The organism is Luteibacter sp. HA06, assembly GCF_054061215.1.
Map to the genome: position 1 here is coordinate 4,387,217 of NZ_JBSSDZ010000001.1, position 25,681 is coordinate 4,412,897.

Annotated in this window: 25 protein-coding genes; 9 read left to right on the plus strand and 16 right to left on the minus strand. The window is 64.9% G+C overall.

The window, feature by feature from the left end; translation table 11 throughout:
- Positions 1-346 precede the first annotated feature (346 nt).
- The 3 genes from ACVWWJ_RS20320 to ACVWWJ_RS20330 are packed head-to-tail and all read left to right on the plus strand — an operon-like array spanning position 347 to position 3,965.
- On the plus strand, positions 347-1,852 hold the full coding sequence (locus tag ACVWWJ_RS20320) for a LysM peptidoglycan-binding domain-containing protein (RefSeq protein ID WP_456969265.1): 1,506 nt from the start codon (positions 347-349) through the stop codon (positions 1,850-1,852).
- Between the two features lie 5 nt (positions 1,853-1,857).
- Positions 1,858-2,556 (plus strand): HAD family hydrolase, encoded by a 699-nt coding sequence (locus tag ACVWWJ_RS20325; RefSeq protein WP_456969266.1) that lies wholly within the window; start codon positions 1,858-1,860, stop codon positions 2,554-2,556.
- 32 nt (positions 2,557-2,588) lie between these two features.
- Positions 2,589-3,965: a leucyl aminopeptidase family protein gene (locus tag ACVWWJ_RS20330; protein WP_456969267.1), complete on the plus strand. Its 1,377-nt coding sequence runs from the start codon at positions 2,589-2,591 to the stop codon at positions 3,963-3,965.
- A gap of 174 nt (positions 3,966-4,139) precedes the next feature.
- Here ACVWWJ_RS20330 and ACVWWJ_RS20335 read toward each other — a convergent pair whose 3' ends face one another.
- Positions 4,140-4,496: a hypothetical protein gene (locus tag ACVWWJ_RS20335; protein WP_456969268.1), complete on the minus strand. Its 357-nt coding sequence runs from the start codon at positions 4,494-4,496 to the stop codon at positions 4,140-4,142.
- Positions 4,497-4,769: 273 nt separating this feature from the next.
- Between ACVWWJ_RS20335 and ACVWWJ_RS20340 the strand changes: the two genes are divergently transcribed.
- Positions 4,770-5,768 carry an alpha/beta fold hydrolase gene (locus tag ACVWWJ_RS20340; RefSeq protein WP_456969269.1) on the plus strand — a complete coding sequence of 333 codons (999 nt, stop codon included), beginning with the start codon at positions 4,770-4,772 and terminating at the stop codon, positions 5,766-5,768.
- Positions 5,769-5,897: 129 nt separating this feature from the next.
- Here ACVWWJ_RS20340 and ACVWWJ_RS20345 read toward each other — a convergent pair whose 3' ends face one another.
- Positions 5,898-6,944 (minus strand): aldo/keto reductase, encoded by a 1,047-nt coding sequence (locus ACVWWJ_RS20345; protein WP_456969270.1) that lies wholly within the window; start codon positions 6,942-6,944, stop codon positions 5,898-5,900.
- A gap of 133 nt (positions 6,945-7,077) precedes the next feature.
- Between ACVWWJ_RS20345 and ACVWWJ_RS20350 the strand changes: the two genes are divergently transcribed.
- Entirely contained in the window at positions 7,078-7,737 is a 660-nt protein-coding gene (locus tag ACVWWJ_RS20350) for a TetR/AcrR family transcriptional regulator (RefSeq protein WP_456969271.1), read from the plus strand.
- A gap of 111 nt (positions 7,738-7,848) precedes the next feature.
- On the opposite strand, the gene ACVWWJ_RS20355 is transcribed toward ACVWWJ_RS20350, so the two are convergent.
- The 11 genes from ACVWWJ_RS20355 to ACVWWJ_RS20405 form a co-directional block, all read right to left on the minus strand.
- The gene (locus ACVWWJ_RS20355; RefSeq protein WP_159895615.1) at positions 7,849-8,337 is read right to left on the minus strand and encodes a DUF4019 domain-containing protein; all 489 of its coding nucleotides are present in this window, start codon (positions 8,335-8,337) and stop codon (positions 7,849-7,851) included.
- 101 nt (positions 8,338-8,438) lie between these two features.
- On the minus strand, positions 8,439-9,113 hold the full coding sequence (locus tag ACVWWJ_RS20360; protein ID WP_159895617.1) for a hypothetical protein: 675 nt from the start codon (positions 9,111-9,113) through the stop codon (positions 8,439-8,441).
- A gap of 189 nt (positions 9,114-9,302) precedes the next feature.
- Positions 9,303-10,013: an SIMPL domain-containing protein gene (locus ACVWWJ_RS20365; RefSeq protein WP_456969272.1), complete on the minus strand. Its 711-nt coding sequence runs from the start codon at positions 10,011-10,013 to the stop codon at positions 9,303-9,305.
- Between the two features lie 186 nt (positions 10,014-10,199).
- Positions 10,200-11,675, minus strand: a complete 1,476-nt coding sequence (gene trpE, locus ACVWWJ_RS20370; protein ID WP_456969273.1) for an anthranilate synthase component I — start codon at positions 11,673-11,675, stop codon at positions 10,200-10,202.
- A 183-nt stretch (positions 11,676-11,858) separates the two neighbouring features.
- Positions 11,859-13,856, minus strand: a complete 1,998-nt coding sequence (locus ACVWWJ_RS20375) for an ATP-binding protein (protein ID WP_456969274.1) — start codon at positions 13,854-13,856, stop codon at positions 11,859-11,861.
- 292 nt (positions 13,857-14,148) lie between these two features.
- Entirely contained in the window at positions 14,149-14,838 is a 690-nt protein-coding gene (gene pdsR, locus ACVWWJ_RS20380; RefSeq protein ID WP_456969275.1) for a proteobacterial dedicated sortase system response regulator, read from the minus strand.
- A gap of 474 nt (positions 14,839-15,312) precedes the next feature.
- Complete coding sequence (locus ACVWWJ_RS20385; RefSeq protein WP_456969276.1) at positions 15,313-16,101, minus strand: hypothetical protein; 789 nt, start codon at positions 16,099-16,101, stop codon at positions 15,313-15,315.
- 41 nt (positions 16,102-16,142) lie between these two features.
- The gene (locus ACVWWJ_RS20390; RefSeq protein ID WP_159895629.1) at positions 16,143-16,886 is read right to left on the minus strand and encodes a hypothetical protein; all 744 of its coding nucleotides are present in this window, start codon (positions 16,884-16,886) and stop codon (positions 16,143-16,145) included.
- A gap of 118 nt (positions 16,887-17,004) precedes the next feature.
- Positions 17,005-17,679: a ribulose-phosphate 3-epimerase gene (gene rpe / locus ACVWWJ_RS20395; protein ID WP_456969278.1), complete on the minus strand. Its 675-nt coding sequence runs from the start codon at positions 17,677-17,679 to the stop codon at positions 17,005-17,007.
- A gap of 170 nt (positions 17,680-17,849) precedes the next feature.
- Positions 17,850-18,665 carry a co-chaperone DjlA gene (djlA, locus tag ACVWWJ_RS20400; RefSeq protein ID WP_456969279.1) on the minus strand — a complete coding sequence of 272 codons (816 nt, stop codon included), beginning with the start codon at positions 18,663-18,665 and terminating at the stop codon, positions 17,850-17,852.
- Positions 18,662-18,973: a c-type cytochrome gene (locus ACVWWJ_RS20405; protein ID WP_046967895.1), complete on the minus strand. Its 312-nt coding sequence runs from the start codon at positions 18,971-18,973 to the stop codon at positions 18,662-18,664. The genes djlA and ACVWWJ_RS20405 overlap by 4 nt, the downstream gene beginning before the upstream one ends.
- 314 nt (positions 18,974-19,287) lie before the next feature.
- Here ACVWWJ_RS20405 and ACVWWJ_RS20410 point away from each other — a divergent pair, with 314 nt between their 5' ends.
- From ACVWWJ_RS20410 to ACVWWJ_RS20425, 4 genes are all read left to right on the plus strand, one after another.
- The gene (locus ACVWWJ_RS20410; RefSeq protein WP_456969280.1) at positions 19,288-20,184 is read left to right on the plus strand and encodes a phosphoribosylaminoimidazolesuccinocarboxamide synthase; all 897 of its coding nucleotides are present in this window, start codon (positions 19,288-19,290) and stop codon (positions 20,182-20,184) included.
- A 34-nt stretch (positions 20,185-20,218) separates the two neighbouring features.
- Entirely contained in the window at positions 20,219-20,686 is a 468-nt protein-coding gene (locus ACVWWJ_RS20415) for an Mpo1-like protein (RefSeq protein ID WP_159896270.1), read from the plus strand.
- 11 nt (positions 20,687-20,697) lie between these two features.
- Positions 20,698-21,108: a hypothetical protein gene (locus tag ACVWWJ_RS20420; RefSeq protein WP_159896273.1), complete on the plus strand. Its 411-nt coding sequence runs from the start codon at positions 20,698-20,700 to the stop codon at positions 21,106-21,108.
- A gap of 107 nt (positions 21,109-21,215) precedes the next feature.
- The gene (locus tag ACVWWJ_RS20425; protein ID WP_159896275.1) at positions 21,216-21,398 is read left to right on the plus strand and encodes a DUF2061 domain-containing protein; all 183 of its coding nucleotides are present in this window, start codon (positions 21,216-21,218) and stop codon (positions 21,396-21,398) included.
- Here the strand turns inward: ACVWWJ_RS20425 and ACVWWJ_RS20430 are convergent.
- The 3 genes from ACVWWJ_RS20430 to ACVWWJ_RS20440 all read right to left on the minus strand — a co-directional run bounded on the left by ACVWWJ_RS20430 (position 21,381) and on the right by ACVWWJ_RS20440 (position 25,650).
- Complete coding sequence (locus ACVWWJ_RS20430; protein WP_456969281.1) at positions 21,381-23,483, minus strand: beta-agarase; 2,103 nt, start codon at positions 23,481-23,483, stop codon at positions 21,381-21,383. The two genes, ACVWWJ_RS20425 and ACVWWJ_RS20430, sit on opposite strands and share 18 nt — an antisense overlap.
- Before the next feature lie 167 nt (positions 23,484-23,650).
- Positions 23,651-24,979, minus strand: a complete 1,329-nt coding sequence (locus ACVWWJ_RS20435) for an APC family permease (RefSeq protein ID WP_456969282.1) — start codon at positions 24,977-24,979, stop codon at positions 23,651-23,653.
- A gap of 212 nt (positions 24,980-25,191) precedes the next feature.
- Positions 25,192-25,650 (minus strand): REP-associated tyrosine transposase, encoded by a 459-nt coding sequence (locus ACVWWJ_RS20440; protein ID WP_456969283.1) that lies wholly within the window; start codon positions 25,648-25,650, stop codon positions 25,192-25,194.
- Positions 25,651-25,681: the final 31 nt, after the last annotated feature.

Below are 25,681 nucleotides of genomic sequence, written 5' to 3' on the forward strand. Positions count from 1 at the left end.
GCCAATCGCCGCTGAAGCGGCTCCCACAGGGGCACGAGCATCGCCGCTGAAGCGGCTCCCACAGGGGCACGAGCATCGCCGCTGAAGCAGCTCCCACAGGGGCACGAGCATCGCCGCTGAAGCGGCTCCCACAGAGAGCATGGGCCCCGGCTCCGCCGCTCTGTGTGGGAGCCGCTTCAGCGGCGATGCTCTCCCCACCAAAAATCCACGCCCTCCCCTACAGCCTACGTTCCGTTTCGCCCCGGCAGGATGCCGATTGACGTCAAAGGGTGCGCCGAGGGCCTCAATAGCCCACAATTGCGCCCCAATGCCCAACCCCGCTTCCGTCCCGAGGTTCTTGCCGTCCATGTCTCTCCGTCTTGCGCGACTGTTTACCGCCACGCTGATCGGCCTTAGCGCCTCTGCAACCCTTTTCGCCGCCGATACCGCCCTCGTGTGGCGTGGCGATATCACCACCGCGCGCGGCGTGGTCATCGACGTCGCCAAGGCCTGGGAGAAATCCGGCAAGGGCAAGTTCGAGCTGCAGCCCTTCAACACGGCCTCCGGTATCGACGCTGTCGTCAAGGGCACGGCAGATATCGCCGGCTCCGCGCGTCCGGCTGTCGGCGCTGCCGAGCAGGCGCTCACCTTCACGCCCGTGGCGTGGGACGCCCTGGTCATGGTGACCTACCCGTCCAACCCGGTGAGCAACATCACGCTCAAGCAGCTCCATGAGATCTACATGGGGCACATCACGAACTGGAAGGACCTCGGCGGCGCTGACCAGCCGATCAACCTCTACGCCGTGGCCAGCCCGGCCGATGGCGTGGAATACAGCATGCGTCGCCTGCTGTTCGGACGCGGCAACCAGCCCGTCGCCGCTCCGCGTCTGTACGTCAACGTGGCCAAGCTCGAAGAGGGCGTGACCCTCGACAAGCAGGGCCTCGGCGCGACGACGCTCGCGGGCGTCGCCTCGAACAAGAAGGTGAAGATCCTGCAGATCGATGGCGTCACGCCGTCGGCCTCGACCGTCGCCAGCGGTGCGTACGTGCTCTACACGGAGATCTACCTGGTCACCAACGACACCAACCCGAAGGCTGCGGAGATCAAGGAATTCCTTTCCTTCGTCACCTCGGGCACGGGTAGCTCGCTGCTCCGTTCGCACAGCCTCGTGCCGTACGCCGACGGCGCTTCGCTCGCTTCGGGCGACGCCGCTCGCCGCGCGACCATCGCTTCGACAGTCGGTACGCGCGCCAACGTGGGTCAGCCGATGACCACCGCGCCGACGGCCGTTGCCGCCGCGCCGGCGGAAGCCGCGAAGGAAGTCGCTGTTGCCCAGGCTCAGACCAAGGGCAAGGGCGCCAAGGTCGCGAAAGAAGCCAAGGGCTCGGTCGCTACCACGGCTGCTCCGTCGCAGTTCGCCCAGGTCATGGCCAGCGTCAGCACCTCGGCGCACATGGGCTTCTCCGGCGTCCACGCGGAAGCCTTCTCGGTCTCCGACAACGCCAAGGCCGGCGGCAAGTTCGCCAAGGTCCTGGCTGATGCTGTGACGGTGAAGGGCAAGCTGGCTGCGAAGCCGGCCGCTCCGATCGACAGCTCTGAGAAGTCGAACAAGATCGATACGCCGAAGGTGAGCGAGGCCAAGCCGGCCGCTGCGAAGCCTGCCAAGCCGGAAGCCAAGGCCGTCGCCGCCGCGAAGCCGGAAGCGAAGAAGCCGGCCGCCGCGACGCACACCTACAAGGTGTCGGCCGGTGACACGCTGTACTCGATCGCCAAGAAGAACGATGTGGACGTGAACCAGCTGCGCGCCATGAACGGCCTGAAGGACAACAACGTTCATGCAGGCCAGGTGCTCAAGGTCAGCGCACGCTGAGCCCCATGGCCGTCCGCGCCGTCTCACTCGACCTCGACGACACCCTGTGGCCGGTTCTTCCGGCCCTGATCGAGGCCGAGCACGTCGTCGACCGCTGGCTCAGGCAACACCATCCCGATGTCGCAAACGCATGGCCGATCGAGGCCATGCGTGAGCTTCGCGAGCAGATCGCCCGCGACAACACCCATCTCTCCCACGACTTCAGCGAACAGCGCCGGATGACCATCCGCGCGGCGTTCGCCCACTGCGGCATCCACGATGCCCCGGTGGACGAGCTGTGGCGTATCTACTACGCCGCCCGCAATAACGTGGAGCTCTACCCCGATTCTCTGCCGGCGCTGGAGCGCATCGCGCACCGCGTGCCCATCGTCAGCATCTCCAACGGCAACGCCGACCTGGAGATCATCGGCCTGCACCACCTCTTCCACACGCGCCTGAGCGCCGGTGGCCTGGGCGTGGCCAAGCCGGACGCCCGTATTTTCCTGGCAGCCGCCGAGGCCCTGGGCATCGAGCCGGGCGATATCCTGCATGTTGGCGACGATCCCCTACTAGACGTGGTCGGTGCCCGTGAGGCCGGCCTGCGTACGGTCTGGCTCAATCGGACGGGCGAGGCCTGGTCGCATGGACCTGCGCCTGACATGGAATTTGAGAATATGACGCATTTAGCCGATTGGGTTGAAGCGTCGGCCCTTACGGACAGTTAGAATAGGGGTCTACCTGAGGAACGGGAGGCCTGATGTCGCCGCTGATCGAACGCAAATCCGGGAAACGAATCGCCATCCCCATCGAGACCGTCGATGTGGCCGGCATGGCGGCAGCCGAAGCTCGCCTCGGAGCGGTCCATCAGCAATGGCTGGCATCGACAGCGTTTCGTCCCACGCCGGGTGCGGTGCTTGTCCTGCCGGGTGTCGATGGGAAGATCGCGCGCATCCTTGTCGGCGTCGACCGTTCCGATCCGCTCGCGGCGCTCGGTTCCCTGCCCTCCCGTCTCCCCGAAGGCCTGTACGAGCTCGCTGAAGAAGGCGTCGTCGACGACCGCGACCTGCTCGCGCTCGGCTGGGCCCTCGGCGGGTATCGCTTCGATCGTTACCGCTCACGCGTCCGTCCTTCGGCCCAGCTGGTGGTGGACGCCGCGACGCTGCGCTCCGTGCAGCCAGTGATCGACGCGACCACGCAGGTGCGCGACCTGGTCAACACGCCCACCGAAGACATGGGCCCGGAACATCTCTCCGCCGCCATTCATGCCCATGCCGAGATCCATAAGGCGAAGGTGCAGGAATGGGTAGGCGACGAACTGCTCGCCGCGAACTTCCCGACCATCCATGCCGTAGGCCGCGCGAGCCATCGCGCGCCGCGCATGATCGAGCTGACCTGGGGCAAGAACTCCAATCCGAAGCTGGTGATCATCGGCAAGGGCGTGTGCTTCGACACCGGCGGCCTCGACATCAAGCCGTCCGACGGCATGCGCTGGATGAAGAAGGACATGGGCGGCGCGGCACACGCGATCGCCCTGGCCGGCCTCGTCATGCAGGCGCGCCTGCCGGTGCGCCTCACCTTGCTGGTGCCCGCGGTCGAGAACGCGATCTCCGGTAACGCCATGCGTCCGGGCGACGTGATCAAGACGCGCGGCGGGCACACGGTGGAAGTGGACAACACGGATGCCGAAGGCCGCCTGGTGCTGTGCGACGCGATCGCCTACGCCGCCGAACAGGCGCCGGATCTCATCGTCGATTTCGCGACGCTCACCGGCGCCGCACGCGTGGCGCTCGGCCCCGAGCTGCCCGCCCTCTTCACCAACCGCGACCAGCTCGCCGACCACGTCATCGGCTCCGCCGAACTCGTCGGCGACCCGCTGTGGCGCCTGCCGCTGTGGCGCCCCTACCGTCGCATGCTGGAATCGTACGTGGCGGACTTCGCCAACGCCGGCCCCTCACGCCACGGCGGCGCCATCACCGCCGCGCTCTACCTCGAACGCTTCATCCCCGAGACCCAGAACTGGATGCACCTGGATACCTACTCGTGGAATGACACCGACCGACCGGCGCATCCGCGTGGCGGTGAAGCGCAAGGCCTGCGCGCGTTCTACAGGTTCCTCTCCGAGCGCTATTCCTGAGCGCGCTCCCTCTGTAGGAGCCGATTCATCGGCGAAAACCAGATCGCGACACCCCACTCAAAAAGGAAAGCCCGCTAACGCGGGCGTTTCTTTTTCTGTAGGAGCCGATTCATCGGCGAAGTCCAGGTCGCCGGAACCTTGCCCGCTGCCGCGGGCTCGCCGATGAATCGGCTCCTACAGGTGCGGGGTTTCGCTATCGAGCGCGGCAACCGTCCCGGTCGAAGACTCAGCGGCCGCATCGATCGCCTCAGCCCGCTGCTTCTTCAAAGCAACCACTGAGCGAAGATTCCGCTCCAGCTCCGCCAGCGACAACGGGAAATACGCGTCGTCCTGATCGCTCACCTGCCAGCTATGCAGGCGCTTGCTGGTCGCCGCGACTCCGCACGCCAACAGTGCTTCGCGCACCTCGTCCGGATCCAGGTCCGTCGACTGCAGGATCAGCTGCCAAAGCCAGTTCATCCGCTGCGGGTCGACGCCACGCGTCATCGGCGGACGCGTGTATTCGCGCGACGGCGTTTCGTAATCGCTCATGACACATCCCCGTTCTGGCCCGTACGGCTGGATTATGGCAAAAAATGGCGGCCCTTCGGATGATGCGGACAGCGCGCGCTCTGTGGGAGCCGATTCATCGGCGATAACCAGATTGCCGCAGCCTGGCCCGCTGCCGCGGGATCGCCGCTGAAGCGGCTCCCACAGATGACTCGGCTCCCACAGACGAAGCGGCTCCCGCAGACAGTCGGCTCCCACGACGGCTATACACCGCTGGCAGTATTGTTGGGGTCGGACTGCACAGGACTCCCCACCATGCGTCGCACGCTCGTTGCCCTCGCCCTGCTCTGCACCGCCATGCCGCTGCTCGCGGACGACACGCCCGCCATCAAGGAACTCGGCCCGCGCCTCGAGCGCTTCGACTACCCGTACCCGGTCGCGATGTTCCCGGTGAAGAGCCAGGGCCAGTCGCTCGAGATGGCCTACATGGAGCTCAAGCCCGAGAAGCCGAACGGACGCACCGTCGTCCTTCTCCACGGTAAGAACTTCTGCGGCCCGTACTGGCAGGCGACCGCCGAGCATCTACGCGCGCAGGGTTATCGCGTAGTCATTCCCGATCAGATCGGCTTCTGCAAATCCTCCAAGCCGCACGATTACCAGTACGGCATCCAGCAACTCGCCGCGAATACGCATGCCCTGCTCACCAGCCTCGGCGTCGACAAGGTCACCGTGGTCGCCCATTCGATGGGCGGCATGATCGGTGCGCGCTATGCGCTGATGTTCCCGCAGGGCGTGGAGAAGCTGATCCTCGTCGATCCGCTCGGTTTGGAAGACTGGCAGGCGAAGGGCGTGCCGTGGCGCAGCGTCGATGAATGGTACGCGAGCGAGATGAAGACCTCGTACGCGACGATTCGCGCGTATCAGTTGAAGAGCTACTACGACGGCAAGTGGAAGTCGGATTACGACCGTTGGGCCGTGATGCAGGCTGGCATGTACGAAGGTAGCGGTCGCGAAGACGTCGCGTGGGCCGGGGCGCTTACGTACGACATGATTTTCAGCCAGCCGGTGATTTATGAGTTCCCCAACATCCGCGTGCCGACGGTGTTGATTATCGGACAGGCGGATAAGACGGCAATCGGGAAGGATGCCGCGCCTTCGTCTGTGCAGGAGAAGCTGGGGAATTACGCGGAACTCGGTAAGGAAGCTGCCGCGAAGATTCCCGGGGCGAAGTTGATTCCGCTGGACGGGCTAGGCCACGCACCGATGATCGAAGCGCCCGAGCGTTTCTACAAAGCCCTGGATAGCGCGCTCTAACTACAGGAGCGAAGAAGCCGATACTTGCGGGAGCCGCTTCAGCGGCGATCCCGCGGCAGCGGGCCAGGTTTCGGCAACCTGGTTATCGCCGCTGAAGCGGCTCCCACAAGAAGCTTTTCAGCCTTTAGGTCAGGCCACCCTCTCGCGCGGCGGAACGAACCGATCCAGTTTGCCGCTGAAGATACGATCGCGGTTGGCAGGATCTTCCAGCAGCGAATGCGGAAACACCGGCCGCAATGCACTAACTGCATCAAGCCGCTCGATCTGCTCAGGCGTCAAAGCAACCTTCGCCGCCGCAAGGTTCGCCTGCAGCTGCGCAACACTACGCGGCCCGATAATCGGCAGCGCACCCTTGGCGGCGACCCAGGCGATAGCCACCTCGCCCGGCGTGACGTCCAGCTCGTCGGCCACTGCAATCACAGCATCGAGAATCGCCGTGCGTTGCTTCGTATCTTCCGCCTGGAACACCCGTCCGCCGAAACCTTCGGCGCGGCCTTTCTCACCCTGACGGTATTTACCCGTGAGCATGCCACCGCCCAGCGGCGACCAAGCGACCATGCCCAGACCCAACGCTTCACCCATCGGCAGCAGTTCTTGTTCCGTGGTGCGTTCGACAAGACTGTGCTCGACCTGCAGCCCGGCGATCGGGATGCTGCCGCGCAGTTCGGCGATGGTCGCAGCACGTGACACGCGCCACGCGGGGAAATCGGACAGCCCCGCGTAGAGAATCTTTCCTGCACGCACGAGGTCGTCGAAACCGCGGACGATCTCCTCCATCGGCGTCACGCCGTCGGCGTAGTGCACCCAGTAGAGATCGACGTGATCGGTGTTGAGTCGTTTCAGGCTCGCTTCGAGCGAGGCCACCATGGCCTTACGGCTGTTGCCGGTGACCAGCAGGCCCGCGTTGGGCTGTGCGCTCTGGCTGAACTTGGTCGCCAGGACGAACTCGTTGCGACGACCGACGAGCAATCGGCCGAGAATCTCTTCCGACTCGCCGAACTGGTAACTGTCGGCAGTATCGATGAAGTTGCCGCCGGCGTCGGCGTATGCGTCGAGCATGCGCTTCGCCTCGTCGGCCTCGCTGCCGTGACCCCACCGGGTGCCGAAGCTGCCGGTACCGAGTACCAGCTCGGAGACGCGAAGGCCCGTGTGCTTACCAAAAAGCTTGTAACGCATGATGTCCACTTCCTCTGCCAGGCGAGAAAGCCCTCACCGTCCGATGGGCGGGGCTTATGATTACGACTGCAATCTAATACCTTTTGATAACGGTTACAATCAAAACCGTCGGAAGCATTCAGGAGTGCGGGCATTGCGAGTTTCGAAGGAAAAATCAGCGCAGAACCGTGAAGCCTTGCTCCTGGCGGCCAGCCGACTGTTCCGGGAAAAGGGCGTCGATGGTGTCGGCGTAGCAGAAATCGCGAAGGAAGCCGGGCTGACGCACGGCGCGCTCTACGCTCACTTCCCCTCGAAGGACATCCTCGCGGCAGAGGCGTTCTCGCACGGGTTCGCCGAGCGAATGGAACGCGCGCGCGCCTGGGCCGGTGATCGGCACCCGTCGTTCGAGGAACACCTGGGCAGCCTCTACACCACGCGCCAGCGCGATGAGCTGACCACGAGTTGCCCAATGACGGCGTCCGCGAGCGATGTCGGACGGCAAGGTGAGGCGCTCAGCAAGAGCTTCGTGGAGGCGTTCGAGGAAGAGGTCGCGATGATGGCGGGAGCGATCGACGAGACGATGCCGCATGACGCGCGACGGCAGTTGGCGGTGGCCTCGATCGCGGCGCAGATCGGTGCGATCGCGGTCGCGCGTGCGGTCGCGAAGACGGATGCCGCGTTGTCGGAGGAAGTGCTATTGGCTACGCGCGACGCGATTGCCGCGGCGTTCGCGGCGCGCACCGCAGCGGAGTCATCTGTGGGGGCCGAGTCATCTGTGGGAGCCGATTCATCGGCGAAAACCCGGTTGCCGTAACCTTGCCCCGCTGCCTCGGGGGTCGCCGACGAATCGGCTCCCACAAAGGCATCGCCGATGAATCGGCTCTTACAAACAGCAGGTAGTACGACTGCAAGCGCGTTTGCCGGCTTACTGCACGAACGAGATCTCGCGCTGCACGGGGCGGATGACGTAACCGACGGGCATCCACCCTGCACTGCCGGGCGCCAGCGAGACCGTCTCGAAGAGAACGGCCCGGGCGAACTGCGCGATGAAGATCACGTTGAGGTAATCGCCGGTTGGCAGTCCCACCGGATCGCGCACGCGGGTGACTTCGAACCACTCGCGACTGTTCAGCGCACCGCGGTCCAGGCGAATCTTCCGCAGATAGCGCACCCAGTCCGAACGCGGTACCAGCCGCTGCATCATCGCCCCGGCTTCGAGCCACATGGCATCCGGGCGGCGCGCCGCGTTGGAGAGTTGCACCCAGTGCGTGGCGTTGGCGACCGCGTTATCGAGCGAGTTCGGCTGGGGGCCCAGCCGCTGCTCGTGGGCGACGGTGAGCAGCGCCCCAAAGGGGTTCGTCCCGGTGAGCCGGGGTGCGGGGGCCTTGCGTACAACAGCGCTCGCCGGGGCCATGGGGTGCCTCCACCTTATGTGGTCCCCAGCTTCAGGCGCCGGCGGGAAGCTGCCAAGTCAGCCGGATGGAATACGGCGGTTGGTGGGGGGCTAGCCCGCCCTCAGCGGCGGCCGAAGGCCAGCACTTCCGAGGTGTAGGTCTCGACCACCAGGCTAAACGGCTGGCTGCTCTCGTTGAACAGCACCGCCCGGTGCCGCAGCAGCTCATGGGGGATCGCCAGCGGGCCCTTCACCGTCGGAGGCAGCGGCGCTTCCATCTCCCAGCCCTTGGGCAGCGGTGACCAGAGCAGGTCCGCGCTGATCGTCTGGCGGCGGAAATGCAGCGGCTGGACGACCTTGCCGAACGGTTGGTCGGTGGTGTCGAGGATCTGGTTCATTTCCGGGGTGAGGCGCGACGGGACGTACCAGTTGTCGGCTTCGGAGAGGACGTGCTCGCCGCAGGCCAGCTGGACGCGGCGGTACTTCACCGGCTCGTTCGGGCCGATGCCGAGTGTCTGCCGGTCATCGTCCGGCAGCGCCTTGTCTTGGCCCTTGATGCGACGCGCGAGGATCTTTGCGTCACCCGCCAGCGCGTGGTCGCTGCACCAGCGTTCCAGCGTGAGCGTCGCGCTCGGGTGGCTGAGCAGATCCGCGTTCAACGTTTCCAGCAGCGCCAGCGCCTGCGTGCGCGAGGCCACGTCGTCGGAGAAAGGCTCGCGTGCCTGCACCGAGGGCGACGCCGTGGCGGCCATGACGGCGAGGCTTCCTGCGGCGATGAAGGTGCGGGTGCTGGTCATGATGTTCATTCGGTCCGTGAGGTTGGTGCGCGCGGTGGCGTAATCGGTTGCGAGAAGTGTTCGGCCTGCGCCGCATTTTCTGTAGGAGCCGATTCATCGGCGATCTTTGCGGCAGCGGGGTAAGGATACCGCTAGCACCCTTTCGCCGATGAATCGGCTCCTACAAGGGGTTTCGGGCCGCGAGAAGGCTCACTTACCCGCGTCCATCAAATAGATGGCGAAGACGTCCTGTTCGACCTTGATGCTACCTACCTTCAAATCGATCTTCGCGGCAGGCTCCAAAGCGGCAGGGGCGTAAAGACCAATAGCGGCGCCACCTCCCGAAACAGCATTAGGCTGGTCGCTGACGGTGTAAAGCGCACCCAACCTGACCCCGTAAGCTTCTGCCATTGCCTTGGCGGATCGAATGGAGTCGTTGATGGCGGCGCGGCGCACGTCCTGGCGCACAGTCTCAATGTCACTGCGCGTCACCGTCGTACCGGTGATCTGTAACTCACGATCTGCGTCGACGCCGTCGATGAAGTCGCGAAGATCGTTCAGATTCGCGAAGACAGCGTGTGCTGTACGCCATACCTCGGTCCCGATGAACACGTTTTCGCCGTCGCGAAACTCGCTCTTCGCGCCCACGCGAAGAGATGTCGCGTCAATCGATTCGGGTATGGCGTGGTGCGCTTTGAAGCCGGCCAACACCCCGGCCATTTTGGTCTCGGCGCGCGTCCGGGCGACCGCCGGCTTCATGTCGACGACAATGACCCTCAAGTCGATACCGAAGCGATCCGGCTGGACGCTGCGCTCGGCATGCCCCTTCGTGGCGAGATACGGGGAGGCAGGAGCCGCCGCCTGCGCGGAAGCTAGCAAAGGCAACGCGGCAAGAACGACAGCAAGCAGATAACGATTCATACCCGACGATCTCCTTTCGAAACGGATGAGACATCTTTTGTGCGGTGTGCTTTTATGCAGTGGTGCTTTTTCTGCACTGGTGCTTTTTGTGGGAGCCGATTCATCGGCGATCCCCGCGGCAGCGGGGTGACAGGTCATCGCTAGCACCCTTTCGCCGATGAATCGGCTCCCACCACAGCGCGATCGTTACAGGCCTTTGGCAGCCTGGGCTACGGCGCGGAAGAGCGCGCGGCCTTTGTTCATGGTCTCTTCCCACTCGGCTGCCGGATCGGAGTCGTAGACGACGCCGCCGCCGGCTTGCACGTGCAGGCGGCCGTCCTGGATCACGGCGGTGCGGATGGCGATCGCGGTGTCCGCGTCGCCCCACCAGCCGAGCCAGCCGATGGCACCAGCGTAGATGTTGCGCTTGAAGGGCTCGAGCTCCTGGATGATCTCCAGCGCGCGGATCTTCGGTGCACCGCTGACGGTACCGGCCGGGAACGTCGCCTTGATGACATCCATGTACGAGAGGTCGTCGCGGATCTCGCCTTCGACCTGGGACACGATGTGCATCACGTGCGAGTAGCGTTCGACCACGAAGGACTCGGACAACTCCACCGTGCCGGTCTTGCTCACGCGGCCGACATCGTTACGACCGAGGTCGATCAGCATGAGGTGCTCGGCGCGTTCCTTCGGATCGGCGAGCAGTTCGGTTTCGAGGGCGACGTCTTCCGCTTCGTCCGCACCACGGCGGCGTGTGCCGGCGATGGGACGCAGCACGACACGACCGGCCTTCAGACGCACCAGGATTTCCGGCGAGGAACCGACGATCTGTGTCGGGCCCATGTCGATGAAGAACATGTACGGCGAGGGATTCATCGCTCGCAGTGCGCGATAGACATCGACCGGACGCGCGTTGAATTTGACGCTCAATCGCTGCGATGGCACGACCTGGAAGATGTCGCCAGCGCGGATATATTCCTGCGCCTTGCGCACGACTTCCTCGTACTCCTCGCGGGTGAATGAGGATTTGAAATCGGATTCGTCGATGGCCGCCGGCTGCAGCATCTGCGGGTACGACACACCACCCTGACGCAGGCGGAAGGCCAGCGCGTCGAGACGGCGCGAGGCATCGGCATAGGCCTGCGGCTTCGACGGATCGGCGTGGACGATGAGGAAGAGGCGACCCTTCAGATTGTCGAATACGGCCACTTCGTCGGCAAGCATCAGCAGGACGTCGGGCGTGCCGAGTTCGTCGTGCTTGTCCCACTGCGCGAGGCGCTTCTCGATATAGCCGATGGTTTCAAAACCGAAGTAGCCGACGAGGCCGCCGGTGAAGTCCGGCAGGCCCGGCAGTTTGGGCACGTCGTACTGCTTGCGCAGCACTTCGATCTCGGCGAGCGGATCGTCCAGGTGACGACGCTCGATGACCTCACCGCTCTCTTCGACTTCCAGCTCGTGTCCGCGCAGGCGATACACGCGCCGCGCCGGCAGGCCGATGATGGAATGGCGTCCCCAGGTGGCGCCGCCCTCGACCGATTCGAACAGGAAGGTGTACGGGCCATCGGCTAGCTTCAGGTACACCGACAGCGGCGTGTCGAGGTCGGAGAAGACCTCGCGCACCAGCGGAATGCGCGTATGGCCCTGCGCGGCGTAGGCGTCGAATTGTTCGCGGGAGATCATTCGGGGCGTCGAATCGGGTGGGGTGACCCGGGATTGTAGGATATGTGGGCCGCAAGGCCGATGGCTGCTCCTTGTGGGAGCCGATTCATCGGCGAATGGGGGGTGCGGTGACCTGGCTATCGCCGCTGAAGCGGCTCCCACAAGGGCGCCACAAGGGCACCACAGAGGCCCGGTAAGGTCGGGCTAGGCCAGGCGCTGTCTGGGCAGGCCTTTGAGGTGGAGCGTAAACGCCACGCCGCCTTCGATATTCCTTGCACTCGCGCTGCCCTGGTGGCGTTCGGCGACGAGGCGCACCACGTACAGGCCTAGCCCCAGGTGCGGCGCATCCCCGGGCGTGGCCTTGTCACGCAGGCTCACCAGCGAATCGAACAGGCGGCCCTGCATGGCGGCGGGCAAGGACGGGCCCTCGTTCGCCAGCTCCACGTCGGCGCCGTCGGCAGTCGGGGTTAGGGTGATGCGCAGCCAGCCGCCCGGCGGCGTGAAGGACACCGCGTTGTCGAACAGCTTGTCCAGCGCCTGGGCGATCAGCTCGGGCGAGACGTGCATCGGTACGGGGTCCGCCGGCAGCACGGCGTCGAGGGTGCGATCGCCGGCGAGACCGCGATAGCCGTCCGCACAACCGCGCACGATGTCCGCCAGGTTCACGTCTTCGGCTTCGGCCGAGGCGATCGCGCGCTCCATGCGGCTGGCTTCGCTCATCGCGCGGACCAGGGCGCCGAGGCGGGCCACGCCGTCACGTGCACGTGCGAGATACGGCTCGGCTTCCGCCGGCAGGCCGGCATGGTCGAGGTTATCCAGCGAGGACTTCACGATCGCGAGCGGTGTATTCAACTCGTGCGAGAGCTTCGACGCGAGGGTGCGCAGGTAATCCGTGTAGCCACCGACCACCTCGAACAGTCGCGCGAAACTGCGGGCGAGGTCGCCGAGTTCGTCCGTGGCGTCGATAAGCGGGAACGGGCCGTCCAGACGTCCATCGTTGTCCTGTGCGCGCTCAGCCGCATTGCGCAGGCGGCGCAAGCGGAAGGTCAGTCGCGTGGCGAACAACAACAGCACGCCACCGGCAACGAGCAAGACGGCGAAGCTGGTCAGCAGCAGGCCGAACAGCGCGCGGTTGGCCAGCAAGGGCACCGCGCGACTAGGCTGCTCGAGCAGCACGACCCCATGCAGCTTGCCGCCTTCCTGGATCGGCAAGGCCGCCGCCAGCACGACGCTGCCGCGCGATTCACCGGCACGCCATGCCGTGGCTGGCTTGCCCTGTAGCGCCTCGCGAACTTCCGGCAGGTCGATGCGCGGCGCGTCTTCGGCCCAGCCGCCCTCTTCGTCCAGACGCGTCGCCAAGAGCGAGCGATAAACGAGCGAGGCGAACCAGCCCGGACGTTCCGCAGCGGGAAGATCCGGCAGATCGAGCTTGCCGCTCTGCGCCATCAGCCACGCATCGGGCGAGAGCACGCGCACGCGCACGCCGTCGGGCGCCAGGCGCGCCAGCTCCTGCGAGAGCGGCGCGGAGAAGTCGAGCAGCGGGCGCGCTTCGGCGGTGAGCGGCTCGCTGTCGCCATCGGCGGCGAGGTGCACGCCGAGGCCGAAGTGGTCCAGACGCAGCCCACGCGGCAGGCGGAATTCTGCGCGGAAGCCGCTGCCATCTTCCTGCCACTGCGCGTTGATGCGGTCGGGCAGCACACCGGCTTCAGGGTCGAGCGCGATGGCCGTGGTCGCGCCGGGCGCGGCGCTGGCCATGAGGTAGCGCTGCGCGTCGTCGCCGCTGGCGATGGAAAGAATCAGGTGGTCCGCATTGAGCGCGAGGCGATCCCCCGCATCGGCACGATGACGGCGCGTGGCACGCACGTCGATGTAGAAATACAGCCAGCGATCGTCCTCGGCGAGCATGACCCGGGCGTTCTTGCCGAAGTTCTGCGCCCACGGGCTCAGCGACGCCCAGTCATCCCCGTAGCCGTCCATGGTGATCGTCGTAGGCGTGTGCTGCACGTACCAGGCGTTACCCGCCGGCGGCAACGGTGCATCGACTACGACGAGACTGCGCGCCAGCGCACGCCCCGACGCGACCAGCGCCTGCGCCTGGCCTTCGCGCAGGAGGGTTTCCATCTGGCGCACGTAGAGCCACCCGGCCACCGGAAGGGCCAGGGTGCACAGGGCGACAAGGAGGAGTTTCTGACGAAGGCTCATGCAGGCTGACTAACGCGACGCTGTTGTAGGAGCCGATTCATCGGCAATTGTAGGAGCCGATTCATCGGCGATCTTGTGGGAGCCGATTCAGCGGCGATCTTGTGGGAGCCGATTCATCGGCAATCTTGTGGGAGCCGATTCATCGGCAATCTTGTGGGAGCCGCTTCAGCGGCGATCCCGCGGCAGCGGGCCAGGTTAGGGCAAGCACCCAATCGCCGCTGAAGCGGCTCCCACAAAGGCAGCGGCTCCCACAAAGGCATCGGCTTCACCGCTGCGGCTCCCACAAACGAGCTCACGAAGTCCAGCGATAACCCACACCATGCACCGTCTCGATCGCATCGAACTCCGGCGCCAAAGCGATGAACTTCTTCCGGATGCGCTTGATGTGCGAGGTGATCGTCGCATCGTCGACAACGAGCTCCGCTTCGCGCATCAGCTGGTCGCGATTCTTAACGTGGCCCGGAAAACGCACCAGCGTGTGGACCATCCAGAACTCGGTGACGGTAAGCGGAATCTCAATACCGTTCCACAGTATCCGCATGCGCTCGGATTCGAGCTTCAGCGGCCCGTGTTCGATCACCGTCTCGCTGGAGGCCGGGGCCTTCAGCGATTCGATCCGGCGGAACAGCGCCGCGATGCGCGCCGCGAGCTGATGCAGGCTGGTGTCCTTGGACAGGTAGTCGTCCGCGCCCAGGCGCAGGCCGGAGATGACGTCGAAGTCCGAATCGCGTGCCGTCAGGAAGATGATCGGTAGCGTGGCTGACTTCGCGCGGAGCTCGCGGCAGAGGTCGAAACCGCCTTCGGGTTCATCGCCCAGACCAATGTCGATGATCACCAGTTCCGGCAGCCGCATGCCGAAGGCCATGGAGGCTTCGCCGCGTGAGCCGTAGCCGCGGGCCTCGTAGCCGAAGCGGTTGAGGGCTTCGACGTAGTTGGCGCGGATGAGGGGTTCGTCTTCGACGATGGCGATACTGCGGGCCATGGGCATTCCGTTGAGGTGATTGAGCCAGCGCAGGTTCCTATGCCCGACGTCCCGTCCGCAAGGCCCCGGCCGCGATTGCCCGCGTCTTGCCCCTTCTCGCACTCACGCCGGGCCGGCGCCTACACATTTTGTTTGCCCGGAATTTGCCACAAACGGCCTGCGGATTGCCCCAACCCGGACGCTCCGCCCACCGAACCGGCGCCGAGAATCTCAATCATGAAAACCAAACCCGACGCCGACAACACCGAACTGGAACGCGACTTCGAGCCGCTCCGCGTGGCACTGGCCATCGGCGCCCTCGTCCTCGGCGTGCTGTTCGGCATGCACTAATGCACTCTGTGGAAGCCGCTTCAGCGGCCATCCCGCGGCAGCGGGCAAGGTCACGAAGGATGCCGCAAGCACCCTATCGCCGATGAATCGGCTCCCACAATGGCAACGGCAACCGCAACCGCGACCGCAACCGCACGACGCTTGTCAGTCAGCGGCCTTCGGCTGCTGGGCGGCGGCTACCTGGCCGATCGGGACAAGGTTGGTCGGCGTAACGTCGCCGACGGTGACCGTGCCGGCCATGCCGCGGAAGAATTCTTCGCCCTGCTTGTTCAACGACCGGTTCACGGCGAAGCCGTGCGAGCCGGAGACGCGTGAGCTCTCGCCGTTGTTGAACTGGCCGAAGCCCGGGCCATCCGGCGGCGTGATGCCGTCGATGAAGATCGAGCCACCGAACATCGAGGCGGCTTCGATGTTACGCATCTCATTGGTAAACCGGCGCTTTGCGCGCTGGCCAGCGACAGCATCGCTGAAATCATCCCTGAGCTGAAGCCAGTACTCGTTGGCCTTCGCCCGTTCGGCCGGCGTCGACTGCGTGTAGGCCTGGATAAAGGCACCCTCGAAACGCGGGTCGTGGCGCTCATCGGCGATCGCTAGCCAGGCCAGACCCAGCGGCCGATCGGACGGGCCTTCGTCGCCATTGAAGTACATCAGGCCGAGCGCGTACTGGGCTGGCTTACTTGCCCAATGGGCGGCATCGCGCAGGCGTTCGCGCGACAGACCGTTGTGCCCACGGCTCAGGTCACGGGCGGCGGCACAGAAGTAATAGTCACCGGGCAGCAGGCGCTCGAGGCCCTGCGCGCAGCCCTGGATGGTCTTGCGGATCTCCGCCTTGGCATCCGCTGCCGAACGAGCGGGCGCTGCCGCTTCGGTGGCGGAAGCGGCGGCGGCAACGGTGCAAAGCAGCGCGAGGGCGGCAGTACGAAGGTGTTTCATGGGCTTCTCCAAAGCGAGCTCCAGGGGAGCGTTCCTGTTGATCAATCGGACCGGCGTGTATTGACCTGGCTGACCGGAACGAGCTCGGCGTCGCCGACGAACACGTGGCTGTCGTAACCGTAGAAGTACATGGCTTTCTGCGCCTGCAACAGGCGGCCCACGCTGAAACCACTCTGCAGCGGCAAGTTATCGGCCGAGGCGGCGGCGGTCGTCGGCATGAACACGCCGTCGATGAAGACGCTGCCGCCGAAGTTCGCGGCCCACTCCAGTTCCTTGTAGGCACGATCGAACTGACGTCCCGCGCGCGGCGCAGCGACGACGTCCGCGTAGGTCGCTTTCATGTCGTTCCAGTAGGCGTTGCCTTGGGCAAGCTCTTCCGGCGTGGCCTGCTGATAGGCCGAGATGAAGGTGGGTTCGTAGGCGGGATCGTGACGCTCGGCGGCGAGCGCCAGCCAGGCAAGGCCAAGGGGACGGTTCTTCTCGGCATGGTCGCCATTGAAGTACATGACACCAAGAGCGTATTGCGCGGGCTTGCTGGCCCAGCGAGCGGCGTCTTTCAGGTTCTCGCGCGCCAGCCCCATGTGACCGCTCCAGAATTCCTGGGCGGCCGCGCAGAAGTAGTATTCCCCGGGAAGGAAGCGCTCAAGACCACCCGGACAGGGCTGCAGTGAATCAGCGACCTTGGCTTGCTGGTTGGGCAGGGGGACAGGGCGCTCGGCGGCGTGGGCTGCGACTGCCGATACGGCGAGTGCCGCGATAAGGCTCAGTACGGACAACGTTTTCATACGTAGATCCTCGCCTGTGACCCACCCCGAGTCTTGATTACAGTACCACCCGGTTCGCTTTTTATTCGTGAAATCTTGTTCATGAGTGCCGCGTGGGCACCCATGGGGTTGCGGCGGCTTACTTGCCGTCGATCGCCGCGTGCATGCGGCGGATCACGTCGGCGTAGTCCGGCGCGTTGAAGATGGCCGAGCCGGCGACGAAGGTGTCCGCCCCCGCTGCCGAAATCGCGCCTATGTTGTCGGGGGTCACGCCGCCGTCCACTTCGAGCCGGATCTTGCGACCGCTCGCGTCGATGCGCTCACGCACCTGGTGAATCTTCTCCAGCGCCGACGGGATGAACTTCTGGCCGCCGAAGCCCGGGTTCACTGACATGATCAGCACCATGTCGATCTTGTCCATGACGAAGTCCAGCCATGACAGCGGCGTCGCCGGATTGAACACGAGGCCGGCTTCGCAGCCCTCGCCCTGGATCAGCTGGATGGTGCGATCGACGTGTTCGCTGGCTTCCGGATGGAAGCTGATGCTGCGCGCGCCGGCCTTGGCGAAGTCCGGGACGATGCGGTCCACCGGCTTGACCATGAGGTGCACGTCGATGTGCTCGGTGATGCCGTAATCCCGCAGCGCCTTGAGCACCATCGGCCCGATGGTGAGGTTGGGCACGTAGTGGTTGTCCATCACGTCGAAATGCACCCACTGCGCACCGGCGTCGAGCACCTTGCGCGTGTCCTCACCCAGGCGGGCGAAGTCGGCCGAGAGGATGGACGGGGCGATAACGGGGCTTTGCTTGGACATGATCGATACCGTGTTAGATGGAAAGCCGTTGTAGGAGCCGATTCATCGGCGATCCCGCGCCAGCGGGCCGGTTAACGACAAAGATGGGGTCTGGCGAAGCGTGATCCAGTGCGGCGTGTATTTCTAGTACAGATGAGTGTTCTGTGGGAGCCGCTTCAGCGGCGATGCTCTTACTTAAAGCCCCGCTCAGCCTTGATCCGCTCATACGCCGCATTAATCTCGCTCGCACGCGACTCGGCCCGGCGGCGCATGTCTTCCGGCAGATCACCCAATCGATCCGGGTGGTGCTCCGAAATCAGCTTGCGATACGCACGCTTGATCCCGCGGTCGTCGGTGTCGCGCTGGATGCCGAGCACCGCGTACGGGTCCGGGCCCTGCGCGCTGCGCTGCGGCGGCACGTAGCCACCGCTGCTGCGACCCTGGCTTCCACCGTACGAGCGACCACCCGCATTCGCATTCCAGGCATAGCCCTTCATCGCCATCAGCGCCATCAGCTCCATGTCGCTCACGCGCAGGGCGAAGGCGAGCTGGCGCAGGATCGCCATTTTCTCGGGCGAGGGATTGCCCTCGGCGAGGACGGTTTCGATCACCACGTCGATGACGGGGAAGGCATGGTCGCGGCGATGGCCGACCCACTGGCGCAGTTCGTCGATCACTTCGGCAGCGTTGAACTCGGGCTGCTTGCCTTCGTTGAACGCGTCGACGGCGACGGTCCGCTGTGCCTGGTCCAGATTCATGCGCGCCATGAGGCGCTCGGCGATGGCGATCTCGGCTTCGGAGATGCGTCCGTCGGCCTTGGCCACGGCGCCGATCAGCGTAAACAGCGGCGAGATGTAGCCGCCTTGCGTAGGTGCGCGTCGGCGCTGGTTCTGCTGGCGACTGGCGTCGAACATGAAGCCGAGGGCGCCGCCGATGAGGGCGCCGAGCAGGTTGTGGGTCAACCAGATACCCGCGACGATGCCGATGAAGGTACCGGTAAAATTCATGGAGCCGCTCTGGATGGGGTTTGCGCGGAGAACCACTGGGCAAGCTGGTCCAGTTCCGCATCGGTGAGGGGGCCGGTCGCGGCGCGCATCACGGGGATGTCGCGGCGGCCGTCGCGGTACTGGCGCAATGCTTCGCGCAGGTAATCGAGTTTCTGTCCGGCCAGGTTAGGTGCGCCGGGAATGCGTGCCATGCCGTCCTCGCCATGACACGCCGCGCACAGCCCGAGACGCGCCGGCTTTGCAGGCGGCGTCGCAAGGACAGGGGCGGATAAGGCCAGGGCAAGCGCCGCGGTCGTGAGGATTCGCATGGCAGGGCAATGGGGGCAGTAACCGTAAATTCTAGCAGGCGCAGAGCCACAGGCCCTGTCAGAGTGCGCTTTGCGTGCTGCTGCCTGTGCTGCTGCCAGTGCTGCTGCCTGTGCTGCTGCCTATGCTGCTGCCGATGCTGCTCTGTGTGGGAGCCGCTTCAGCGGCGATAGGGTGCTTGCCTCAACCTGCCCCGCTGCCGCGGGATCGCCGCTGAAGCGGCTCCCACAGTGAAGCGGCTCCCTCCGGGCAGTCTTCCGGGCAGCGCCGCCGTTACAATAGACGGCTCGAACCGCCCTACCCCGGAGTCCCCGCCGTGCCTACGACCCTGAGCCAATCCGACCTGCCGGGCCTGGACCTCATCCATCGCGGCAAGGTCCGCGACGTCTACGCCCTGCCGGGTAACCGCCTGCTCATGGTAGCGACGGACCGGCTTTCGGCGTTCGACGTGGTGTTGCCCGACCCGATTCCGGGCAAGGGCGAGATGCTCACCCAGATCTCCAACTTCTGGTTCGGCAAGACCGCGCACATCATTCCGAATCATCTCACTGGCGAGGACGTCGCCTCGGTGCTGCCGGCCGGTGTGGACGCGGCGCTGTACGCGAAGCGCGCCGTGATCACCAAGCGCCTGAAGCCGGTGCCGGTCGAAGCCATCGCGCGTGGCTACATCATCGGCTCGGGCTGGAAGTCGTACCAGGCCACCGGCGACATCTGCGGCATCAAGCTGCCGGCAGGCCTGCCCATGGCAGCGAAGCTGCCGGAGCCCATCTTCACCCCGTCGACCAAGGCCGCTGTCGGCGATCATGACGAGAACGTCAGCTTCGACGCCGTCGTCGCGCTGGTCGGCGAAGACATGGCGAACGCGGTGCGCAAGGCCACGCTCGAGATCTACGCCTGGGCCGCAGCCTACGCCGCCGAGCGCGGTGTGATCATCGCGGACACCAAGTTCGAGTTCGGCACGGATGAGAACGGCGTGCTGCACATCATGGACGAGATGCTCACCCCGGACTCCTCGCGCTTCTGGCCGGCCGACGAATACCAGGTGGGCATCAGCCCGCCCAGCTACGACAAGCAGTTCGTCCGCGACTACCTCGAGCAGATCGGCTGGAACAAGACGCCGCCCGCGCCGAAGGTGCCGGCGGACGTCATCGATGGCACGGCCGCCAAGTATGCCGAGGCGCTGGACAAGCTCGCGGGCATCCGACTGGACTAAGCTCTCGTCAGACGGTTCTTACGGGGGTACGACCATGCGCGACGCAGCCACCTGGTTCAACAACTACGCAGCGGATCACCAGAATCCGACGAACCGGCTGATCCACTGGATCTGCGTGCCGGCGATCACGTGGACAGTGGTCGCCCTGATCTGGCTCATCCCGGTGCCGGGGTGGCTCGGTCGTCCGGGCCTGTGGGCCGTGCTCGCCATGTTCCTGGCCTTCTGCTTCTACTACTACCGCCTGTCGCGACGGATCGGCCTGGCCATGGCCGGCGCCTTTTTGTCACTGGCGCTGGTCACCGACTCGCTTTATCGCAGCATCGGTAGCAGCGGCCTGCTCTGGCTGGCCGTCGGGGTGTTCGTGGTGGCGTGGATCGGCCAGTTCATCGGACACAAGATCGAAGGACGCCGGCCGTCGTTCCTCACCGACCTCCAGTACCTGCTGATCGGACCGGCATGGTTGATGAGCAAGGCACTTGGCCGCTTCGGCCCGGCGTACTGACGGAAAACGAAGTGACCCAACCTCTCCTGACCTTCCTCTCCGCTGCCATCTGGTGGGTGATCTACTCCAGCGCTGCCGCCGTCATCCCTGCCCTGATCGTCTGGCTCGCCCTACGCTTTCTTGAGAAGACGCCGGTGGTGTTCAACCGCGCCTACATGGCCAGCCTCATCTGGGCCCTCATCGCGGTGCTTACGGGCGGCCTGGTGATCGCCGCACAGCACGGCCAGGCACCGGGACAGTCCGTCTTCGTCCTGCCCTGGATGCGTGCCTCGCTGGTCCTGGACATGCTGATCGGCGTCTTTCTCATCTGGCGCCTCGTCCCACGGATCGACGCGCGCCGGGTCAAGCCGACCAGCGCCTGCATGGCGGTCGCCCTGGTTATGGTCGTGGCAATGGTGATCGGGACGACGATTCGCCGGTAGGGGGTCGTCGTCGATAGGAATTCCCTATCGATTCGATGCGAACCATCAGTTGGACTCGGCGACTGGCATCCCCATAATGAGAGTCATTCTTATTGGAGAGTCTGGCCATGACCAGGAAGATCAAGTACGCGGCGACGCATTTCAGCATCGCCTTTTCGATGAGCTACGCGGTGAACCAGAACGTGGCGCTGAGCGCCATCGTCGGCCTCGCCGAGCCGCTGGCTTACGCCTTCGGCCGTGAAGTCGCCCGCGAAACCCGCAATGGCCTGCAGCTAGCGCCCGCCGCCTGAGCGCGCGTTCGCGTCGGTGACGGCGCGCGTAAAACCCTCGAACGGGATGTCGGTAATACCGACCAGCCCGATATGGGCGTTCTCACCGTCGAGGATACGACCGGTCACCGGCTGGTCGACGTACTGGAACCAGTGCGTGCCCACGATGACGCCCGATGCCACGGCAGCATCCACGAAGCGCGCGTAGGCCTTGCCCCGCTCGTCTTCGCTACCGACGGCGGCAACGCCATTACCGAACGGCCCACGATCCGCCGAGCCAAAGTGGAACTCGGTGATCATCACCGGCTTGTCCAGCTTGTGGAATGCCACTACGTCGAAGCCATGCTCCGGCAGGTCCGTGTAGGTGTTGATGCTGGTTACATCGGCGTAAGCCGCACTTGCTTCTTCGGTCTCCGGCGTACGCACAGCGAGTCGTCCGCCGAGAAAGAGATGGTGCGGATCGGCTTTCTTCAGCGTCTGCGCCACGGTGCGGAAGTACTGGCCTGCGTAAAGCTTGAGGAAGGCGATGTAGTCGACTGCCACCGCAGGATGCGCTTCGCTCGGGTCCGGCGCCTTGAAGCCCTTCGCGGCAACCTGATCCCATGAACCCGCTTCGACGCCCCACGCCTTGGCAAACGCCGCAACGTCACCGTGCGTCTTCTTCAGATACGCGAGAAAGGCCTGCTTCGCCGGACTCTCAGGACCTTGTGCAAGACTGCCGACAGCGAGCGCCCAGCGTCCTTGCGGTCCCTGCCCTGCCCACGCGAGTTCATTGTCGGCGAAGTAGCCGAGCAGCCAGGGATCGTCACGCACGCTCTTCGTCGCGGCGCTGACGGCGGCTTCGGTCGCTTTGACGAAGCGCGGGTCGAAGGGATCCGGCATGCGCCCCCAGTAGTCGTAGCCCGTGCTCACCGTATTGAAGTCGCCGTGGATGAGGATCGGCACGGTGTAAGCCATGCGGTGATCGCTGGCGAAGCCCGGATCGCTCCAGTTGCCGAGCGTGTTGAAACGCCAGGCCTTCAGGCGATCGACCGTGCGTTTGCGCCACGCGTCTTCGGGATGATCGCCTAGCGAGCGCGCGACGTTGTTCGCGTAGACATCCCACCAGCGACCGTGATTCATGCCGTTGTCGCGCTGCGAACCGGCGTCGCTGCGACTGTCCGACGTACCGCCGAACGGGCCGTTCGCCGAAGCAGGGTCGGCGAACATGAACTCGCGGCCCTGCACATAGGTACGGCCGTCTGTCATGTTCACGGCGTTCACGCCGAGCGAGAAGAAGGCGTGGCCTTCCGGTGTGACCAGCCACCAGCGGTCGCCCTGTTTCTGGGTGTGGAACCAGCCGGTGGTCTGTAGCGCGGGGAGATCGGTGCGGCCACCGTATTTATCGAGGCCTTTGATGTTGGCGGCAGCGGCCTGCACAGCGTTCGCACGCTGCTTGAGCGCGGCGTCGCTGTCGATCTTCTCCGGCCACGTGCTGCGCGTGTACTGACCGTAGCGATCGACGATCGCCGTATAGGCGTGACGCAGATCGTCGTCGTTGGACGTCGTATCGAGCTTACCGAACAGCAGGGTCTGCGCCGCGCCGGGTTGTGGCATCGACAGCGTCACCGACGTGATCGCGCCCGCGTCGACGTTACCTTCGACAGCCGTCGCGACGAGATACTTTTCCTTGCCCTCGTCGTAGGGCATAGGTGGCCCAACCTGCATGCCGAACGCACGCGGCGACGTCGGCTTCAACGATACAGAAAGCGTTTGCGGCGGCCCCGGCGGTACGCCGACCGTGGTCGTCGTGTGCTTGCCGTTCGATGCGATGTCGACGATGAGCGTCACCGGCCAGGGCATGCCGTTCTGCACGCGCAGTCGCATGGCGCCATCTGCCGGCCAGGCCCACGTGCCCTGCTTCGGGGCGATCACCAGCGATGGCGATGGCGACGGCTGGAACGTGACGGCGACAAGGTCACTGCCGTCCGCCGCCTTGCGCACCGTGGGATCCAGCGTCGCACCCTTCGGCGTCACACGCACGGCATCCGGATGAGCAAGATCCACCGTAGCGGCCTGCGCCGACACACTGGCACCCAAAAGCAAAAGCGAAATAAGTGTACGCATCCCCCGATGCTGCCACGCCAACCGTGAAACTTCCTACCGCGAGCCATTGGCCGGTAGGAGCCGATTCATCGGCGATGCTTTATCCCTGTGGGAGCCGCTTCAGCGGCGATGCTTTATCCCTGTGGGAGCCGCTTCAGCGGCGATGCTCTACCCCTGTAGGAGCCGCTTCAGCGGCGATGCCCCAACCGCTTCCGCCAGAAATAAAACACCGGGACCCCCAGCGCGATGATCAACAAACTCATCCCCGCATCCCCGGGTTCCGTAACCGCCGTCGCCCCGATCACGCACAGCACCGTGACCGTAAACACCAGCGGCAACACCGGATACCCCGGCACCAGATACGGCGACGGCTCCGACTTCAATTTCTTGCGATACCAGAAAATGGTCGCGATGCCGAACGCATGCGACAACCACTCGCCCACGGTCGTGTAATTGAGCAGCGCATTGAAGCTGCCAGAGACCAGCAACACGATCGCCCAGCCGCCCAGCGCCACCAGTGCAAACTGCGGCGCACCCGTACGCGGTTCGATTCGTGCGATCGGTTTGAAGAACATCCCGTCTGCGCTCATCACCTGCAACACGCGCGCACCGCCGGCAATGGCGATGCTGCAGTAACCGAAGGTGGAGCACGCGATGCCGACGGCGATGATCGTCGCACCGGATTCGCCGAAGACGCGGCGCATCAGGTCGGCTGCCGGGGCCGTGCTCGCAGCGAGCCCGGCGTGACCGAGGCCGGCCATGTAGGCGATATTCACCAGCACGTAGCAGACGACGACACTGGCCATGCCGAGCCCCAACGCACGCGGCAAGGTTCGCTGCGGATCCCGCACTTCCCCGGCGAGGTCGTTGAGATAGTGGAAGCCACCGTAAGCGAACATGGCGGGAAGGAGCGCGCCGATGATCGTGCTCGCTGGCACGTCGTGTGTCGGATCTGCCGCGAACGCGGCGCCGAGGTGGCCCTTCGCCAGGAAAAGGCCGACGACGATCAGCAGCGCCACGGCACCCAGTTTGAGCACGGTGAAGATGTTCTGCACCAGGGCACCGGCACGAATACCGAACAGATTCACCGCGACAATGAAGCTGATCGCCCCGACCGCCAGCGGCTTCACCCATTCGTGCGGCAAGCCCATCGCCCGACACGCGTAGTCGGCGAACGTGGTCGCCACCGCGGCCACGCTGCCCGGGTAGTTGATGAGCGCCATGGTCCAGCCGAACAGGAACGCCGGCAACTGACCGAAGGCCTCGCGCAGGTACACATACGTCCCACCCGCCTGCGGCCGCCGCGCACCGAGCTCGGCGTAACACAGCACCCCGGCTAGGGTAAGCAGCCCGCCAAGCGTCCAGAGCAGGATGACTTCCCCACCCGAACTGGTCAGCTGGGCCACGGTGGCCGGCGTACGGAAAATACCCGCGCCGATAACACCGCCAATGACGATCATCGCGGCATCCCAGATGCCGAGGCGACGGAGGTAGTGAGCAGGCTGAGGGGCAGACATCCCCGGACGATGCCATAAGAGCAGGAGCTTGTGGGAGCGTGGGTGAGGTTTTTCTGACGCTGGGTGCAGAAGCTGCTTCGGTGGAGCGCGTTTTTTGTGGGAGCCGCTTCAGCGGCGATAGCCAGGTTGCCGCAAGCTTGCCCGCTGCCGCGGGATCGCCGCTGAAGCGGCTCCCACAATCGCCGCTGAAGCGGCTCCCACAGGGAGCGGCGCTACAACCAGGTGGCATTCCAGTAGGGGTAGTCGCCGTGGCGCGTTACGAGGCCGGCTCGTAATGGGTTCGCAATGATGTAGCGCGCAGCGGCCTTTACATCGTCTTCTTTGCGAAGCGCTCTATCGTGGAACGACTTCTGCCACACGGGCGACTTCCGCCCCGTCGACCGCTTGATGGAACTGGAGACCATCGCTTTGTATCGCGCGACAACGCGCGAAAGGTCGCCGTCATGAAGCTCGACCAGGCCATGCCAGTGGTCGGGCATCAGGACCCAGGCCAGGCAGGTGGCGTCTTTCCAGGTTGCAGGGGAGTGGCAGATGCGCGAAGTACGACGGGCGGTGGCGACGTCACGGAACAACGGCGCCCTATTCCAGGCGACGGCGGTGATCAGGTAGATGCGGCCAGGTTCGGACACACGGCCGCGACGGACATCGCGCGAATGGGGTGATGTATTCATCACCCCACGATGCAACCCGACGTCTCCCCCG

Excerpts from the sequence above, each read along its gene's own strand:
- ACVWWJ_RS20355 (WP_159895615.1), bottom strand. The coding sequence starts at position 8,337 with ATGGCCCCGGCGAGCGCTGTTGTACGCAAGGCCCCCGCACCCCGGCTC.
- ACVWWJ_RS20405 (WP_046967895.1), bottom strand. The coding sequence starts at position 18,973 with ATGCGAATCCTCACGACCGCGGCGCTTGCCCTGGCCTTATCCGCCCCT.
- ACVWWJ_RS20375 (WP_456969274.1), bottom strand. The coding sequence starts at position 13,856 with ATGAGCCTTCGTCAGAAACTCCTCCTTGTCGCCCTGTGCACCCTGGCC.
- ACVWWJ_RS20430 (WP_456969281.1), bottom strand. The coding sequence starts at position 23,483 with ATGCGTACACTTATTTCGCTTTTGCTTTTGGGTGCCAGTGTGTCGGCG.
- ACVWWJ_RS20390 (WP_159895629.1), bottom strand. The coding sequence starts at position 16,886 with ATGAAAACGTTGTCCGTACTGAGCCTTATCGCGGCACTCGCCGTATCG.
- ACVWWJ_RS20360 (WP_159895617.1), bottom strand. The coding sequence starts at position 9,113 with ATGACCAGCACCCGCACCTTCATCGCCGCAGGAAGCCTCGCCGTCATG.
- ACVWWJ_RS20340 (WP_456969269.1), top strand. The coding sequence starts at position 4,770 with ATGCGTCGCACGCTCGTTGCCCTCGCCCTGCTCTGCACCGCCATGCCG.
- ACVWWJ_RS20330 (WP_456969267.1), top strand. The coding sequence starts at position 2,589 with ATGTCGCCGCTGATCGAACGCAAATCCGGGAAACGAATCGCCATCCCC.
- trpE (WP_456969273.1), bottom strand. The coding sequence starts at position 11,675 with ATGATCTCCCGCGAACAATTCGACGCCTACGCCGCGCAGGGCCATACG.
- ACVWWJ_RS20425 (WP_159896275.1), top strand. The coding sequence starts at position 21,216 with ATGACCAGGAAGATCAAGTACGCGGCGACGCATTTCAGCATCGCCTTT.
- ACVWWJ_RS20325 (WP_456969266.1), top strand. The coding sequence starts at position 1,858 with ATGGCCGTCCGCGCCGTCTCACTCGACCTCGACGACACCCTGTGGCCG.
- ACVWWJ_RS20435 (WP_456969282.1), bottom strand. The coding sequence starts at position 24,979 with ATGTCTGCCCCTCAGCCTGCTCACTACCTCCGTCGCCTCGGCATCTGG.
- djlA (WP_456969279.1), bottom strand. The coding sequence starts at position 18,665 with ATGAATTTTACCGGTACCTTCATCGGCATCGTCGCGGGTATCTGGTTG.
- ACVWWJ_RS20415 (WP_159896270.1), top strand. The coding sequence starts at position 20,219 with ATGCGCGACGCAGCCACCTGGTTCAACAACTACGCAGCGGATCACCAG.
- rpe (WP_456969278.1), bottom strand. The coding sequence starts at position 17,679 with ATGTCCAAGCAAAGCCCCGTTATCGCCCCGTCCATCCTCTCGGCCGAC.
- ACVWWJ_RS20365 (WP_456969272.1), bottom strand. The coding sequence starts at position 10,013 with ATGAATCGTTATCTGCTTGCTGTCGTTCTTGCCGCGTTGCCTTTGCTA.
- ACVWWJ_RS20440 (WP_456969283.1), bottom strand. The coding sequence starts at position 25,650 with ATGAATACATCACCCCATTCGCGCGATGTCCGTCGCGGCCGTGTGTCC.
- pdsR (WP_456969275.1), bottom strand. The coding sequence starts at position 14,838 with ATGGCCCGCAGTATCGCCATCGTCGAAGACGAACCCCTCATCCGCGCC.
- ACVWWJ_RS20345 (WP_456969270.1), bottom strand. The coding sequence starts at position 6,944 with ATGCGTTACAAGCTTTTTGGTAAGCACACGGGCCTTCGCGTCTCCGAG.
- ACVWWJ_RS20385 (WP_456969276.1), bottom strand. The coding sequence starts at position 16,101 with ATGAAACACCTTCGTACTGCCGCCCTCGCGCTGCTTTGCACCGTTGCC.
- ACVWWJ_RS20335 (WP_456969268.1), bottom strand. The coding sequence starts at position 4,496 with ATGAGCGATTACGAAACGCCGTCGCGCGAATACACGCGTCCGCCGATG.
- ACVWWJ_RS20320 (WP_456969265.1), top strand. The coding sequence starts at position 347 with ATGTCTCTCCGTCTTGCGCGACTGTTTACCGCCACGCTGATCGGCCTT.